The organism is Thermoflavimicrobium daqui (assembly GCF_003313465.1).
Classification (GTDB): Bacteria; Bacillota; Bacilli; order Thermoactinomycetales; family Thermoactinomycetaceae; genus Thermoflavimicrobium; species Thermoflavimicrobium daqui.
The window spans coordinates 254712-269182 of record NZ_KZ845666.1 but is presented as its reverse complement, the minus strand read 5'-3'; the positions used below and the strand labels follow the sequence as shown (position 1 = coordinate 269182).

The window sequence follows — 14471 nt, the reverse complement described above, 5'->3', positions numbered from 1 at the left end:
TATATCTTCTAGTCGGATTTCTCTTTGGTTCATAACCTTATAGGATCAGGGAGAAGTCTTTTTTATTATACATCTTGTCCAACGGCTTCTTGTATGTTTGCAAAACCGTCTTTTTCCAATAGTTGTAGTAGTTCTTCGTTTATTAATCGAGCAATGGATGGACCTCTATAAATCATACCCGTATACACCTGAATTAAGTTAGCTCCAGCACGGATTTTGGCATAAGCATCTTTTCCAGTAAAAATCCCACCTACACCAATAATTGGAACTTTCCCTTCAGTTATACCATAAACATCACGAATAAAAACAGTAGAAGGTTCTGTCAATGGACGACCGCTTAAGCCACCTGTTTCACTTTTGTCAGGAGATTGTAAACCTTGACGAGATAATGTTGTATTTGTAGCAATAATCCCATCGATTTTTAAAAATAAAGCTGTTTTGACGATGTCTGTAAGCTGTTCAAGAGATAAATCTGGGGCAATTTTTAAAAGAACAGGTTGATATTGCTGATGTTGTTTGGCCAACTGGTCTCGTTCGGATAAGATGGCAGCTAATAGCTTTTCAAGAGCATTGATTTGCTGTAAATCACGTAATCCTTGGGTGTTAGGAGAGCTTATATTAATGACAAAATAATCACCATCTAAGTATAGAGTAGATAATCCTTTGCGATAGTCATCACTAGCTTGTTCATTAGGAGTATCTTTATTTTTTCCTAAATTAATCCCAATAGGACAGACTGGACGTGGAAGAGTTGCAAAAGTTCGTTTTGCTTCTTCAATCCCATGATTATTAAATCCCATTCGATTAATAAGTGCGCTATCTTCCAATAAACGAAATAGACGCGGTTGTGGGTTCCCAGATTGTGGACGTGGAGTCAACGTTCCTACTTCGATAAAGCCAAAACCAAGAGCGGCAAGAGCCGGGTACACATTGGCATGTTTATCAAAACCTGCAGCAAGTCCGACAGGGTTCTTAAATGTAAGTCCCCAGTATTCACTCTGTAAACGAGAATCTCTTACATTCATCATTTTGCTAAAACGACTCTTAATAGCTGCAGAAGATTGCATCATTTTTAATGCCCGAATCGTCCAGATATGAGCCGATTCGGGATCCATCTTAAATAGAAATGGTCGTAGATTATCGTATAACATGGTTGGTTTCCTTTCCGAACAAAACTATCGAACAGTAGCATACCATAATTCCTAGCCATTACAAAGCACTCAAGCAAGAAAAGACTTACTTAATCTCAAAAAGATGACACTGTTAAAGAAATTTTACAAGAGGATAACTTGTTTAACAAATAAGTTAAAAATTATTAAATATCCCTAAGTAGAAAATACATTCGGGGTACAATGTTTAATATAAAATTATTTATAAATAACAGGAGAGAGAACCAATGAAAAAGGTAAAAGGGTTGATTAGTGTATACCTTATCATTTTGTTTGCTTTAACCTTCTCTATTCCTGTATCTGCACAAAGAAATACCTCTTCATTGGATGATCCAAAAAGATTCGGAGCTTTTATTGATCTCTTGATTAAAGATCAATTACAAGAGCGAAAAATACCGGGAGCTGCTTTCGTCATGGTAAAAGATGGGGAGGTATTTTACAAAAAAGGCTATGGTTATAGTAACTTAGAAGAAAAGAAGTTAGTAAGTGTAGACCAGACCATTTTTCGTGTTGCCTCTATTTCTAAGCTTTTTACAACGACAGCAGCTTTACAACTAGTAGAACGTGGTCAAGTAAAACTACACACTGATGTGAATCAATATTTAGAAAAGGTGAAAATACCTACGGATCAAACAATCACCTTACATCATCTATTAACTCATACATCTGGTTTAGATGATTCACGAGAAGGCATCAATGTTTCGAATCCTGCAGATTTATTACCTCCAGGTGAAATTAGACAGAATTTTATCGAACCTCCCGTACGTGCACCAGGAAAAATGATTCATTACTCCAATACAGGGATGGAGATTGTCGGAAGTTTGATTTCAGATGTATCAGGTATGACATTTTCAAAGTATATACAAAAAAATATATTTGAGCCTTTAAATATGAGACATAGTACTTTTAATCAAGTCCTACCATCACAAGTAGAAAAAAATTTTGCCTATGGTTATCGGCTTAAGCAAGGAAAAAACATAGTTCAATCCCCATTATATTTCCATGGAGGAGCTTATGGATCACTCCATACGACTGCCATGGATATGGCTTCTTTTATGATAGCTCACCTCCAAAATAGACCGATGGGTCAAACACAAATTCTACAACCCCAAACTTTTAATTTGATGCATCAACAACATTTTAAACCATCTGAACAAGTCGCAGGGATGGCTTATGGTTTTTTTACAGAAACAGCTAAAGGACGAACCGCCTTATTTCATGAAGGTAGAATTGCTGAGTCAACAAGTATTATTTATTTACTCCCTGAAGAGGATACAGGATTTTTCTTTGTCTATAATCATAACTGGCTCGATGAATCTGGAAAAACGCTGACCCAGATTGTGAAGGATGCAATTATGGATCGTTATTTCTTAGATATAGAAAACATTTATGCTCTATCTCAATCGATGCCGACGCGTCCGTTAGAAGATGTTGAAAGCTATACCGGCATATATCGTTCTACTTTATACTCCACCTATTCAATGGAAAAGATCGCCTCCTTATTCTCGCAGGTTCGCTTACAGAAAAATAAAAAAGGAGTACTAGAAAGCAAAAGCCTATTTAAGCAGTTTCCCATACTCATCCCCATACAACCTGGTGTTTTTAAAATGATTGGATCAGATAAAAATGTTGCCTTTCATGAAAGTAGTCAAGGAAAAGTAGATTACTTTTATGTGGAAGGGGATACCGTTTCATATGAGCGGATTCCTTGGTATCAAACTGATTTATTTCATTTCAGCTTAATTGGGTGGTTTGTCCTATTGTTTTTTATAAGTATCTGGGGGATTATCATATTTCTCATCAAGCGATTATGTAAAAAATCCCATCATCAGTTACTGCTTTGGACAGGGTTTATTGGTATCTTTAATCTGCTTTTTCTAATAGGAATATGGAAGTATTTACTACAACCAATGATGGAGGAATTTTGGGGAGCGATTAATTTTGGGGTTCCTTGGCAATTACAATGGATTAGTATGATTCCACTTATCACAGGTGGTTTAGCTTTGGCTGTCTGCTGGCAAGCAAGGAAACGGTCAAAAGATATGAAATGGAGCTTTTTAACCCGAGTATACTATTGGACCATAGGCATACATGGAATTGGATTTTTTTTCTTTACTTGGTATTGGAATTTAGTATGGCCAGCTTATTATATAGGATAATAAATATTTATGATTTACTCTAGCCTTCTTTTAGCTTCATTCGCTAATCTTAAAGTAGAATGAAAACTAGTAGGGCTCGAAGTTATGGCTATCATTTACGAACTTCTAAAAAATATCGACATAAGTATGCTGTTAAAGATGTCAGTATTCATATAAAACTAGGTGAAATTTATGGGTGTCTAGGGAAAAATGGAGCTGGTAAAACAGCCACCATGCGTATGTTGCTAAGGATTAATACAACCTACCTCTGGTGAAAGAGTAACTCATGGCAAAATTCCATTTGCATGTATTGGCTCCATGATTGAAACACCTAGGTTTTATCTCAATTTAACAGCAGAGGAAAATTTAGAAATTCATCGACGGATGATGGGGGTTTCTGATAAAAAATCTATCCTATATTCTTTAGAAACAGTAGGTTTACTTAAGGGCAAAGAAAAAGAAATTTAAAGATTTTTCCTTAGGAATGAAACAGTAAAATAGTTTAATCAAGATATTAAGACTTTACGATTATATAGAAATTTTTTCTGTATATGAAGAAGTCTTTTTGTTTTGGTCTTTTTGTTATATAAAAGTAACGATCTTTCTAATTAGAAATGGTCTGATGTTTTAAAACAAAGAACTTTCCAAGGAGCGTATCAAGAGCAGCATCTCTCAGAAATTCTATAAACTAATTAAGGGATGAAAGTGAGTGGTGAAACGATGATATGATAAATCTTCCATTGTTACTTTCTTCTCTTATATATAATAAGAAGAGTATAGAATAAGAAAATTTGACAAGTTAAGTATAACGATGATGTTTGGAGGGGAAGCGATTGAAATTATTATTTGCAACCAGTAATCCAGGAAAATTAAATGAAGCGATCCAAGTATTAGAACCATTTGGGATTGAAGTGGTTGAATGTTCACTAGAGTTAGTGGAACCAGATGTCAATACGGTAAGAGAGGTAGCGGCACAGAAGCTTAAGCAAGCGATAGATCAAGGATATGATCAAGTTATGGTCGATGATACAGGAATTTATTTTGCAGCTTATCAGCAATTTCCAGGTGTGCTTACCAAACGAATTTTTCATGGAATTGGTTATCGGGGAATTGCTAAGCTGTTAGAGGGAGAAGATCGTACTGCTTGGTTTGAAGGAGCAATCGCCATTTGTTGGAACGGACAAGTTCAACTTTTTACAGGTATGACAAATGGACGGATTATCGATCAGATTGGTGAGGATATAAAGCCTGAGCCGGGATTCCCCTATGATCCCATCTTTATACCTGAGGGGGAGATGGAAGTACTCCAAAATTTACCGAGAGAAAAAAGATTGTTTTACTCATACCGCCGTATTGCTTTAGAAAAAATGGTTAAGTGGTTATCACTACAAGAAAAGGGAAATAGCAGTTATTTTCAATCACATTCGTAAGTGTATTTTCTAATGAGTACTGCTTCAACAATTTGGGCGAAATCCTTCTAGTCACAAAGAGTAAACCATGTTATAATAGGAACAATTATCCTTTAGTATATTAGCAAACTAAAGTAAAATGTGGAGCAGTGATGAGATGACTGTTTTAAGAGGATTTGAAAAGCCAACCGGATTTCACGATTTACCACCACAATTGGTAAGGAAAAAACGGAGAATTGAAGATCGCGTGCGTATGGTCTTTGAAAATTGGGGTTATGAAGAAGTATTAACACCAGCTTTAGAGTTTGCTGAGACAGTGGGAAAAGCGAGTGCCATTTCTGAACAAAAGATGTTTAAATGTATTGATCGGCAAGGAAATACACTTGTTTTACGTCCTGATCTAACAGCACCGATTGCTCGGATGACTGCTTCCGTCTTAAAAAATGAGCCATTACCACTTCGTTTGTCATATCATGCCAGTGTTTTTCGGGCACAGGAAAATGAAGCGGGAAGAAATGCAGAGTTTTATCAATCAGGTGTAGAACTAATTGGAAATGCAAGTAGTACAGCCGATGCCGAAGTGATTGCATTGGCTGTAGAAGCACTTCAAAACTGCCAGATTGATTCATTTCAGTTGGCAATTGGTCATGAAGCTTTACTTGATGGATTATTACGTGAATGTATCCGTAACGAGTCTTCCATTCAAAAGTTAAAAGAGCAGTTAAGTCAGCGAAATATGGTAGGTTTTTGGGAAGCATTACAAGAACTTGATATAAATTATCAAGCGAAAAAAGAATTGTTATATCTATTTCAATTGCGTTCTTGTAAAGAACAATTAACTTCAGTTCGTAAGCTAAGTGAGACGACTCAGGTACTAAAGGCAGCAGATCAACTTGAAGAAGTTTGGCGGCAACTTGAAGTTTATGGAATTGATCATTACTGTGTTTTGGATTTTGGTTTAATTGGAAGGATTGGTTATTATACAGGCGTTTATTTTGAAGGCTATTCGTCAAGCTTGGGATTCCCTTTGTTAAGTGGAGGACGATATGACTCTCTACTTACTTGCTTTCATCGAAATCTTCCCGCGACAGGATTTGCGCTTGATGTTAATCGGATGATGGAGGTAAGTCAATTGGAATGCGAAAAGAGGGAACGTTTTGTCATTTGCTATACAGATCACCTTTACGAAAAAGCGATCAAGAAAGCAGTAGCTTTACGGAAACAAGGGAAGGTCGTAGTTTTAGATCAAATTTCAAAACCGAGCGAAACATCAAAAGAAACGATTCTGTCAGATAGCCATGTCATTTGGATTGTTTGAGAGGAGGGATAAGATAGTGGATGAGCTAACGATTGCCATGCCAAAAGGAAGGATTTTTGGAGAAGCTCTTGCTCTCTTTCGCCAGACCAATCTCACTATTCCGGAGGAATTTTCCGAGGATTCCCGTAAGTTGACGATTTCTTTACCTCATATCGGACTTTCTTTTTTTCTAGTCAAACCTATTGATGTCCCTACCTATGTCGAATATGGAGTAGCGGATTTAGGAGTGGTAGGAAAGGATGTGCTTCTTGAAGAAGATAGGGATGTATATGAATTGCTTGATTTAAAAATAAGTCCTTGTCGACTATCTGTGGCTGGGAAGCCAGATTGGTTAGTTCCGCTTTACCCCCGTGTAGCTACGAAATATCCAAGAATTGCTAAAAATTATTTCAAAAAACAAGGACAGCAGGTTGAAGTTATTCGTTTAAGTGGTTCGATCGAGCTTGCGCCTATCGTGGGATTGGCCGATCGGATTGTTGATATTGTTTCGACAGGTAGAACCCTAGAAGAAAACGGGTTGGTCGAGTTAGAGGTAATCGGTAGTATCACCTCTAGATTGATTGCTAATCGAGCGAGTTATCGAATGAAGGCTGAACGGATTACTTCCTTATGTGATCAGCTACAGCAAGTGATTAAGGAAGGAGCACGAGTATGATTGCGATTGTGAAACCAGATGAATTAGTTAAACATAAGCAGTTTAAATCCATTCAGCAAAAGGAAGAGCATGTAGTTAAAGAAATTATTGAGTTAGTAAAAGCAGAAGGAGATCCCATTCTTTATGAATTAACACATCGTTTTGATGGAGTTCTTTTGGACTCCTTCATGGTGCGTAAGGAAGAGATTGAGCAAGCCTTTGCTGAAGTTGATCCAGATTTTTTACAAGCAGTAAGTGAAGCAGCAGAGCGAATTCGCCGTTATCATGAAAAGCAAAAACAGTACTCATGGATGGATCCGGAAGAAGATGGAACGATATTAGGGCAAATTGTTCGTCCGCTTGAACGCGTGGGGGTCTATGTACCGGGTGGACGTGCTGCTTATCCATCGACTGTATTGATGAATGTGCTCCCAGCAAAAGTAGCTGGAGTGTCTGAAGTGATTATGGTTACACCTCCTCTATCAGATGGCAATATTCATGCATCAATCCTAGTTGCAGCCAAAATAGCTGGTGTTGATACAATCTATAAAATAGGTGGAGCACAAGCGATTGCAGCGTTAGCTTATGGAACTGATACAATTCCGCAAGTTGATAAAATTGTAGGTCCAGGAAATATATATGTTGCTTTAGCAAAGAAAGCTGTATATGGTCAAGTCGATATTGATAGTATTGCTGGTCCTAGTGACATTGTTGTAATTGCAGATAAAGCAGCAAATCCCACCTATGTAGCAGCAGATATGTTGGCACAGGCAGAACATGATCCACTTAGTTCCGCTATTCTTTTAACCCCGTCTGTTCATTTAGCGGAGCAAGTTATTATAGAGATCGAACAACAATTAGGTGATATGAACCGACACGAGATTGCTGCCAGTGCACTCAAAAATCGAGGGGGTATTTGTATTACCAATGATTTACCAGAAGCATTTGCACTAATGAATCAACTGGCACCAGAGCATTTAGAGATACTCATCGAAAAGCCATGGGACTTTTTATCCCAAGTAAAAAATGCCGGAGCTATTTTTTTGGGTGAGTATAGTCCAGAAGCTATAGGTGATTATTTTGCTGGGCCTAATCACGTGTTACCAACGGAAGGAACTTCGCGCTTTTTCTCTGGACTTGGTGTCGATAGTTTTATCAAAAAGATGAGTCTAATCTCGTATAGTCGCAAGGCATTATTAAGAGATGGAGCTCGTGTCATGACTCTAGCCCATACCGAAGGATTAGGTGCACATGCTTATTCTATACAAGTACGTTTAGACAAAGAAAAAGCAGGTGAAAACAAGTGATGAGCATAGAGCGAATAGCAAGTGTAGAGCGTACCACTTTAGAAACGAGTATTTCGCTTAACTTGAGTATTGATGGGGCTGGTCAAACTAAGCTTTCGACCGGGGTTCCCTTTTTAGAACATATGCTGGATTTATTTGCAAAACATGGGCAATTTGACCTGAACATCAAAGCAAAAGGGGATGTTGAAATCGATGATCATCATACAGTAGAGGATATTGCTATTTGCCTTGGGCAAGCTTTGCGAGAAGCTTTAGGAGATAAAAAAGGCATCCGTCGTTATGGAAATTGTTTTGTACCGATGGATGAAGCTCTGGGCCAAGTTGTGGTCGACTTATCCAACCGTCCTCATTTAGAATTTAGAGCAGAGTTTCCAAATCTTCAAGTAGGTACTTTTTCGACGGAATTAGTCCATGAGTTTTTCTGGAAGTTAGCTTTGGAAGCACGGATGAATCTCCATGTAATCTTGCACTATGGTAAGAATACACATCATATGATTGAAGCGTTGTTTAAAGCACTCGGACGTGCTTTAGATGAAGCGACCCAGATTGATCCAAGAGTGAAGGATGTGCCATCATCGAAGGGAGTATTGTAATGCTAGCGATTATTGATTATGGAATGGGCAATCTACACAGTTTGAGTAAAGCACTCGAACGGATGGGATATGATTATGTCATCACAAGCGATCCCGATGTGCTACGTAAGGCGAACGGTTTAATTTTACCGGGGGTTGGTGCCTTTGGTGATGCGATGTATGAACTTGCTATTCGTGGAATAGATACAGTGATCAAAGCAGAAGCGCTTGAGGGTAAACCCCTCTTAGGTATTTGTTTAGGTATGCAGCTTCTTTTTTCGAGTAGTGATGAAAATGGCTATTACGAGGGACTAAATTTATTGCCAGGTCATGTAGCTCGTTTTCGAGGGGAACTAAGGATTCCTCATATGGGATGGAATTGGCTCTTCTTTAAACATCCTCATCCTCTATTTCGGGATTTATCTGAGGACTATGTTTACTTTGTGCATTCCTACTATGTTCAAGCCGCTAATTCGGAAGATGTCATCGCAACCACAAACTATGGTACCTCTGTACCTGCGATTGTGGCTAGAAATCAGATTTATGGGATGCAATTTCATCCTGAGAAAAGCGGAAAGCTCGGCTTAAAATTACTCAACCAATTTGCTCGTTTAGTAGAGAAGGTAGGAGTGGATGTGTCTTGAGTTTTACAATCTATCCTGCAATTGATCTTAGAAATGGAAAGTGTGTACGCTTAACCCAAGGAGATTATGGTCAAGAAACGATTTATTGTGAAGACCCGAGACAAATGGTTGAACAGTTTATCCAAGCAGGCGCAAAGTGGATTCATATGGTTGATTTAGATGCCGCTCGGACAGGAGAACCGATCAATTTGCCGATCATCGAAAAGTTAGTGGAGTCTAGTTCCGTTCCAATTCAAGTAGGTGGAGGAGTAAGAAACTTAGAGCGGCTTCATAGACTACTGGATCTGGGAGTTAGTCGAATCGTGATTGGATCGGCTGCAATTGATGATCCGAAGTTTGTGCGCCTTGCACTTCAAGTTGCTGGAGACAAAATTGCTCTGGGGATCGATGCGCGAGATGGGATGGTGGCTACCCACGGCTGGCTCCAAACTTCAAAAGTGACAGCGCAAGATTTAGCGAATGAAATGGTACAATATGGAGCAGAAACTTTTATTTTTACAGATATTTCACGTGATGGTATGTTATCTGGAGTTAATGTGGAAGCTGTCCGAAGTTTAGCAGAAGCTTGTGGAAAACAAGTAATTGCCTCTGGCGGTGTCCGAAGTTTAGAAGATATTCGTAAACTAGCACCTTATCAAGACCAAGGAGTAACAGGTGTGATCATAGGCAAAGCCTTATATACTCATCAGGTTCAGCTGGAAGAAGCGATTCAAGTGGCTAGAGAGGCGGAAGCAAAATGATTACCAAGCGAATTATTCCCTGTTTAGATGTGAAAGAAGGACGCGTTGTTAAAGGTGTCTCTTTTGTCAATTTACGGGATGCTGGAGACCCTATTGAGTTAGCTGCTCATTATGATCAAGCAGGTGCAGATGAGCTTATATTTTTGGATATCTCTGCTTCCCATGAGGGTAGAAAAACCATGGTTGAAGTAGTTGAAAAGGCAGCAGGACAGCTTAGTATTCCTTTTACAGTCGGTGGTGGGATTGCTTCTGTCGAAGATATATTTCGGATGCTTAGAGCAGGTGCTGATAAAATATCAATGAATACGGCAGCGGTTTTAAATCCAGAGCTGATTGAAGCTGGAGCCCGCCGTTTTGGGAGTCAATGTATGGTCGTTGCGATTGATGCAAAATATGAGCCCGAGATCCAAGACTGGATTGTATACACCCATGGTGGGCGTATACCAACTGAACATCGAGCCGTTAACTGGGCACAAGAAGTGGTTAAACGTGGTGCAGGAGAAATCCTTTTAACAAGTATGGATGCTGATGGACATAAAGATGGGTTTGATATTCAACTAACCCAAGCAGTCTCTGAAGCGGTTCAAGTTCCTGTCATTGCCTCTGGAGGTGCAGGGAATGAGCAACATTTTTATGAAGTATTCTCCAATACACAAGCAACCGCAGCGCTTGCCGCTTCCATTTTCCACTTTCAAGAGGTATCGTTATCCAGTGTAAAAACTTACTTAAAAGAGCGGGGGGTTGAGGTTCGATGAAAAGTTATCTTAATTTAGAACAGGTTCAATTTGATGAAAAAGGCCTCGTCCCTGCTATCATCCAAGATGCTAAGACGAAAGATGTACTTACACTTGCTTATATGAATAAAGAATCATTAGCAATAACGATTGAGCAGGGCGAAACTTGGTTTTATAGTCGATCTAGAAAGTCTCTTTGGCATAAAGGTGAAACATCCGGAAATAAGCAAAAAGTGGTTTCCCTCCATTATGATTGTGATCAAGATGTGATTCTAGTACAAGTAGAACCAATGGGCCCTGCTTGTCATACAGGTAAGTATAGTTGTTTCCATGGTATAGAAAAAGGGGACTCAGACCGCCTTCAAATTATTACAAAGTTAGAGCAGCGTATTAAAGAGCGAGATGTCAAACGTCCAGAAGGTACCTATACGACTTATTTGTTTGAAAAAGGCATGGATAAGATCTTAAAAAAAGTGGGAGAAGAAGCAGCTGAAGTGATTATCGCTGCTAAAAACCAATCTCATTCGGAGCTTTGCTATGAAACTGCAGATTTAATCTATCATTTATTGGTACTTTTACAAGAAGCCAAATTACCACTCGATAGAGTATTAAATGAGTTGGAAAGCCGCTATAAAGAATCATTGACTTCTACAAGTTAATCAGCTCATTGTCCTCTTAATCAGCCACTCATTACTTCTCCACTCACCCGCTAAAGGTTTGACGCAAAAGTGAATCCTACACAAAAACGATTCTTGGCTTCGTCTCGAAATGATCTAGGTTCTGTCTCGAATGTTGCAACATGCTGTGTATCGATGAAATTCTTTATAAATAGAGATTCAATTAAAAGGTTAGATAACTATGAAATAACTTGAGGTGAGCTTCTAATCACCTCTAGCTATTTCATAGTTTATAAGAAGAATTATTTCTCTCATTTCAAAAGATAATCCTTGGAAGGTCCCCAAACAAACTTTATTAGAAAAGTCACACCTATTCCGTAGGAAATAAACTAAGTTATAATAGAGTAAAATGTATATAAATATAAATTATTTCTACTAATCTCTAGGGGTGAATCTAGTATTCATGGAGAATGTGATCATCTTTTCTGGAACCTCCAATATTCAGCTTGCCGAACATATTTGTACATACTTACAAACTTCGCTGGGAGATGTACAAATCAGTCGTTTCAAAAGCGGAGAAATCTATGTCCGATATGAGGAAAGCATTCGTAATAAAGATGTATTTCTAATTCAAACCTTAAGTCACCCAGTGAATGAAAATTTAATGGAGCTCCTTGTGATGGCTGATGCAGCTAGACGTGCTTCTGCAAGGAGTATTAGTGCAGTCATTCCCTACTTTGCTTATGCAAGGCAGGAGAAAAAGGATGCTCCACGCGAGCCAATTACTGCAAAAATGATTGCAGATATTTTGGCTACAGTTGGCATAGAACGTGTGATTACAATTGATTTACATGCTCCAGCGATTCAAGGATTTTTTAATATTCCGGTTGATCATTTGACAGCTTTAGACCGAATTACTAGCTACCTAAGGACAAAAAAGATTGAGAAACCTGTGGTCGTTTCCCCTGATGCTGGACGAGTTAAAACAGCTGAGAAGTTAGCTGCTTATCTCGATGCCCCCTTTGCAATTATGATGAAAAAGCGACCAGCTCATAATAAAGCAAAGGTTACCCACATTATTGGGGAAGTAAAGGGGTTTACACCCATTATTATTGAGGACATGATAGATACTGGAGGAACGATAGTCAAGGTAGTTGAGAAGTTGATGGAGAAAGGAGCTAAACCTTCATATATCTGTGCTACTCACCCTCTCTTCTCTGATCAAGCACAGAAGAAGCTAAAGCACCCAGGAATTCGTGAGATTGTAGTGACGGATACCATCCCTTTTGAAGCGGATGCTTCAAATCATTATACTGTTTTATCGATGGCTCCACTACTTGGAAAAGCCATTCAACTTATTCAATTAGGAGGGTCGATCACAACCCTGTTCCGTTCTTAAACCTTAACTGTATTTTAATGAAAAGTATGATATACTTTTTCAGTCAGATACCATCCCACCAGTAAAATCATGCTGGGCTGGTTGGAGGGAAATTATGAAAAAGTCGCAAATCGGATTGGATAGCAAGGAGAAAAAAGTGATTCGACTTCGTTTTGATGCCGGATTCTATTTTGAGCTTGCTGTCCGATCATTAAATCGTCATCAATACGAAAAAGCACTGAAGTACTTTCGTCTAGCCGTAGAAAAAGAGCCCGAGAATCCAGTCAATCACTGTAATTTAGCTGGAATCTTATCTGAACTGGGTCGTTATGAGGAATCCAACGAGGTTTTAAAAGGAATCCTAGATGAAGTTGATCCAAGTCTTCATGAATGTTTTTTTTATATGGCGAACAATGCGGGCAATATGGACAACCTCGAGTTAGCTGAGAATTATTTGCTTGAGTATTTAGGTAGAGACCCATATGGAGAATTTGCCGAAGAAGCGGAAGATATGTTGTATATGCTTTCGTTGGAATTGGGGCGTCCCCCCAAGGAGCCGATCCCTGCTAAATTGCCGCCACATGTTGAGAAGCATGAAGAAGCTTATCAATATTTAGAATCAGGTGATTTTCCACCAGCTATTGAGCTCTTAAAAGAGATTATCGAACTTGAGCCAGACTACTTGCCTGCATACAATAATCTGGCTCAAGCTTACTATTACACTGGCAAAATTGAGGAATCATTAGATTTGATAGATCAAGTATTAAAGCGTGATCCAACAAACTTACATGCCTTATGTAACTTTGCTGTCATTAGTGATTCCATGGGTAAAGCCACATTAAGTCAACGAATCATTCAAACTCTAAAAAATTTAGTTCCAATGCATAAGGAACATGCCTATAAATTAGGTCTGACGATGGGAACACTTGGAGAGCATGAAGTTGCATATAAGCTTTTCTCATTGCTTGTAAAAGTAGAAGTATTGCCCGAACCAGATCTTTATCATTATGCAGCCGTTTCCGCTTGGAATACAGGACGACTGCTTCAAGCACGGCGTTATTGGAAAAAAGCATTAGTTATCGATCAGCAGTCAGGGGTACCCCGTTTTTACTTAAAACAGTTAGATCAATATTTAACTCATCCAGATCGTTCTTGTCCCGTTATTAGTTATGACTATCAGATTCCAAAAGAAGAAATCATGTTATCAAAAAGCGCTCAAGATCTTCATTCGGATCCAGAATTTATCTCTTTTTTATATACCGTTATGGATGAAGGAGAAGATGAGGAGAAGATTGAAGCCCTTCAAGCATTAGCGGCTATTAATCCAGATGATCTGGAAAAAAGACTCAGAGAGTTTTTATTACAAACTATAGGTAGCATTCAGGTGAAAAGGCTTGCTCTGGAAATTTTACAAGAAATGAAAGCAGCTCCCCCGTTTACGATGAATTATGAAGGGTATAAACTACAATTAGAACGACCCAATGCACAAGTCGATTTTTCAGTATGGAAAAAGAAGTGGGATCAAGTATTAGAATGTTGTTTAAGCCATATGGAAGAAACTTCGGACAAGCTCAAACAGGATGTTATGGCTCTTTGGCGGGAACAACTAAATCAAGGCATTCCACCGATCCGCAAAAAAGAAGGATGGGCTGCGGCTATTGAATATGCTGTAGCAAAACATCATCAGGAGTCGATTACCAAAACAGCCCTTGCTCATAAATATAAAATTTCTTCATCGACACTAACACGATATATTCGACAATTGGAACCTGTTGTAACTAAATTATTTTATTCATAGTAAGGAGTTGCTT

14 protein-coding genes are annotated in these 14471 nt (G+C 38.7%); 13 read left to right on the top strand and 1 reads right to left on the bottom strand.

The annotated features are described in order from the left end of the window. Positions 1–65 precede the first annotated feature (65 nt). Positions 66–1151 carry a quinone-dependent dihydroorotate dehydrogenase gene (locus tag DL897_RS09355; RefSeq protein WP_113658878.1) on the bottom strand — a complete coding sequence of 362 codons (1086 nt, stop codon included), beginning with the start codon at positions 1149–1151 and terminating at the stop codon, positions 66–68. Between the two features lie 245 nt (positions 1152–1396). On the opposite strand from DL897_RS09355, the gene DL897_RS09350 reads away from it, so the two are divergent. From DL897_RS09350 to DL897_RS09290, 13 genes are all read left to right on the top strand, one after another. Next, positions 1397–3328, top strand: coding sequence for a serine hydrolase domain-containing protein (locus tag DL897_RS09350; protein ID WP_113658877.1), 1932 nt, complete (start codon positions 1397–1399; stop codon positions 3326–3328). A 59-nt stretch (positions 3329–3387) separates the two neighbouring features. After that, positions 3388–3582: an ATP-binding cassette domain-containing protein gene (locus DL897_RS19045; RefSeq protein ID WP_113658876.1), complete on the top strand. Its 195-nt coding sequence runs from the start codon at positions 3388–3390 to the stop codon at positions 3580–3582. 558 nt (positions 3583–4140) lie between these two features. Then, the gene (locus DL897_RS09340; protein WP_168188739.1) at positions 4141–4737 is read left to right on the top strand and encodes a non-canonical purine NTP pyrophosphatase; all 597 of its coding nucleotides are present in this window, start codon (positions 4141–4143) and stop codon (positions 4735–4737) included. Between the two features lie 136 nt (positions 4738–4873). Continuing rightward, entirely contained in the window at positions 4874–6034 is a 1161-nt protein-coding gene (locus tag DL897_RS09335) for an ATP phosphoribosyltransferase regulatory subunit (protein ID WP_168188738.1), read from the top strand. Positions 6035–6047: 13 nt separating this feature from the next. Beyond that, positions 6048–6689: an ATP phosphoribosyltransferase gene (hisG, locus tag DL897_RS09330; RefSeq protein WP_113658995.1), complete on the top strand. Its 642-nt coding sequence runs from the start codon at positions 6048–6050 to the stop codon at positions 6687–6689. Then, positions 6686–7975 (top strand): histidinol dehydrogenase, encoded by a 1290-nt coding sequence (gene hisD, locus DL897_RS09325; protein WP_113658873.1) that lies wholly within the window; start codon positions 6686–6688, stop codon positions 7973–7975. Before hisG ends, hisD begins: the two co-directional genes overlap by 4 nt. Continuing rightward, positions 7975–8568 (top strand): imidazoleglycerol-phosphate dehydratase HisB, encoded by a 594-nt coding sequence (hisB, locus tag DL897_RS09320; RefSeq protein ID WP_420824128.1) that lies wholly within the window; start codon positions 7975–7977, stop codon positions 8566–8568. Before hisD ends, hisB begins: the two co-directional genes overlap by 1 nt. Then, the gene (gene hisH / locus DL897_RS09315; RefSeq protein ID WP_113658872.1) at positions 8568–9191 is read left to right on the top strand and encodes an imidazole glycerol phosphate synthase subunit HisH; all 624 of its coding nucleotides are present in this window, start codon (positions 8568–8570) and stop codon (positions 9189–9191) included. The genes hisB and hisH overlap by 1 nt, the downstream gene beginning before the upstream one ends. Next, positions 9188–9931 carry a 1-(5-phosphoribosyl)-5-[(5-phosphoribosylamino)methylideneamino]imidazole-4-carboxamide isomerase gene (hisA, locus tag DL897_RS09310; RefSeq protein WP_113658871.1) on the top strand — a complete coding sequence of 248 codons (744 nt, stop codon included), beginning with the start codon at positions 9188–9190 and terminating at the stop codon, positions 9929–9931. Before hisH ends, hisA begins: the two co-directional genes overlap by 4 nt. Beyond that, entirely contained in the window at positions 9928–10686 is a 759-nt protein-coding gene (gene hisF, locus DL897_RS09305; protein WP_113658870.1) for an imidazole glycerol phosphate synthase subunit HisF, read from the top strand. The genes hisA and hisF overlap by 4 nt, the downstream gene beginning before the upstream one ends. Then, positions 10683–11324: a bifunctional phosphoribosyl-AMP cyclohydrolase/phosphoribosyl-ATP diphosphatase HisIE gene (gene hisIE, locus DL897_RS09300; RefSeq protein ID WP_113658869.1), complete on the top strand. Its 642-nt coding sequence runs from the start codon at positions 10683–10685 to the stop codon at positions 11322–11324. Before hisF ends, hisIE begins: the two co-directional genes overlap by 4 nt. A 421-nt stretch (positions 11325–11745) precedes the next feature. Beyond that, on the top strand, positions 11746–12681 hold the full coding sequence (locus DL897_RS09295; RefSeq protein ID WP_113658868.1) for a ribose-phosphate diphosphokinase: 936 nt from the start codon (positions 11746–11748) through the stop codon (positions 12679–12681). Between the two features lie 94 nt (positions 12682–12775). Further along, positions 12776–14458, top strand: a complete 1683-nt coding sequence (locus DL897_RS09290) for a tetratricopeptide repeat protein (protein ID WP_113658867.1) — start codon at positions 12776–12778, stop codon at positions 14456–14458. The last annotated feature ends 13 nt before the right edge of the window (positions 14459–14471 follow it).

Excerpts from the sequence above, each read along its gene's own strand:
- DL897_RS09355 (WP_113658878.1), bottom strand. The coding sequence starts at position 1,151 with ATGTTATACGATAATCTACGACCATTTCTATTTAAGATGGATCCCGAA.
- DL897_RS09350 (WP_113658877.1), top strand. The coding sequence starts at position 1,397 with ATGAAAAAGGTAAAAGGGTTGATTAGTGTATACCTTATCATTTTGTTT.
- DL897_RS19045 (WP_113658876.1), top strand. The coding sequence starts at position 3,388 with ATGAAAACTAGTAGGGCTCGAAGTTATGGCTATCATTTACGAACTTCT.
- DL897_RS09335 (WP_168188738.1), top strand. The coding sequence starts at position 4,874 with ATGACTGTTTTAAGAGGATTTGAAAAGCCAACCGGATTTCACGATTTA.
- hisD (WP_113658873.1), top strand. The coding sequence starts at position 6,686 with ATGATTGCGATTGTGAAACCAGATGAATTAGTTAAACATAAGCAGTTT.
- hisB (WP_420824128.1), top strand. The coding sequence starts at position 7,975 with ATGAGCATAGAGCGAATAGCAAGTGTAGAGCGTACCACTTTAGAAACG.
- hisH (WP_113658872.1), top strand. The coding sequence starts at position 8,568 with ATGCTAGCGATTATTGATTATGGAATGGGCAATCTACACAGTTTGAGT.
- hisF (WP_113658870.1), top strand. The coding sequence starts at position 9,928 with ATGATTACCAAGCGAATTATTCCCTGTTTAGATGTGAAAGAAGGACGC.
- hisIE (WP_113658869.1), top strand. The coding sequence starts at position 10,683 with ATGAAAAGTTATCTTAATTTAGAACAGGTTCAATTTGATGAAAAAGGC.
- DL897_RS09295 (WP_113658868.1), top strand. The coding sequence starts at position 11,746 with ATGGAGAATGTGATCATCTTTTCTGGAACCTCCAATATTCAGCTTGCC.
- DL897_RS09290 (WP_113658867.1), top strand. The coding sequence starts at position 12,776 with ATGAAAAAGTCGCAAATCGGATTGGATAGCAAGGAGAAAAAAGTGATT.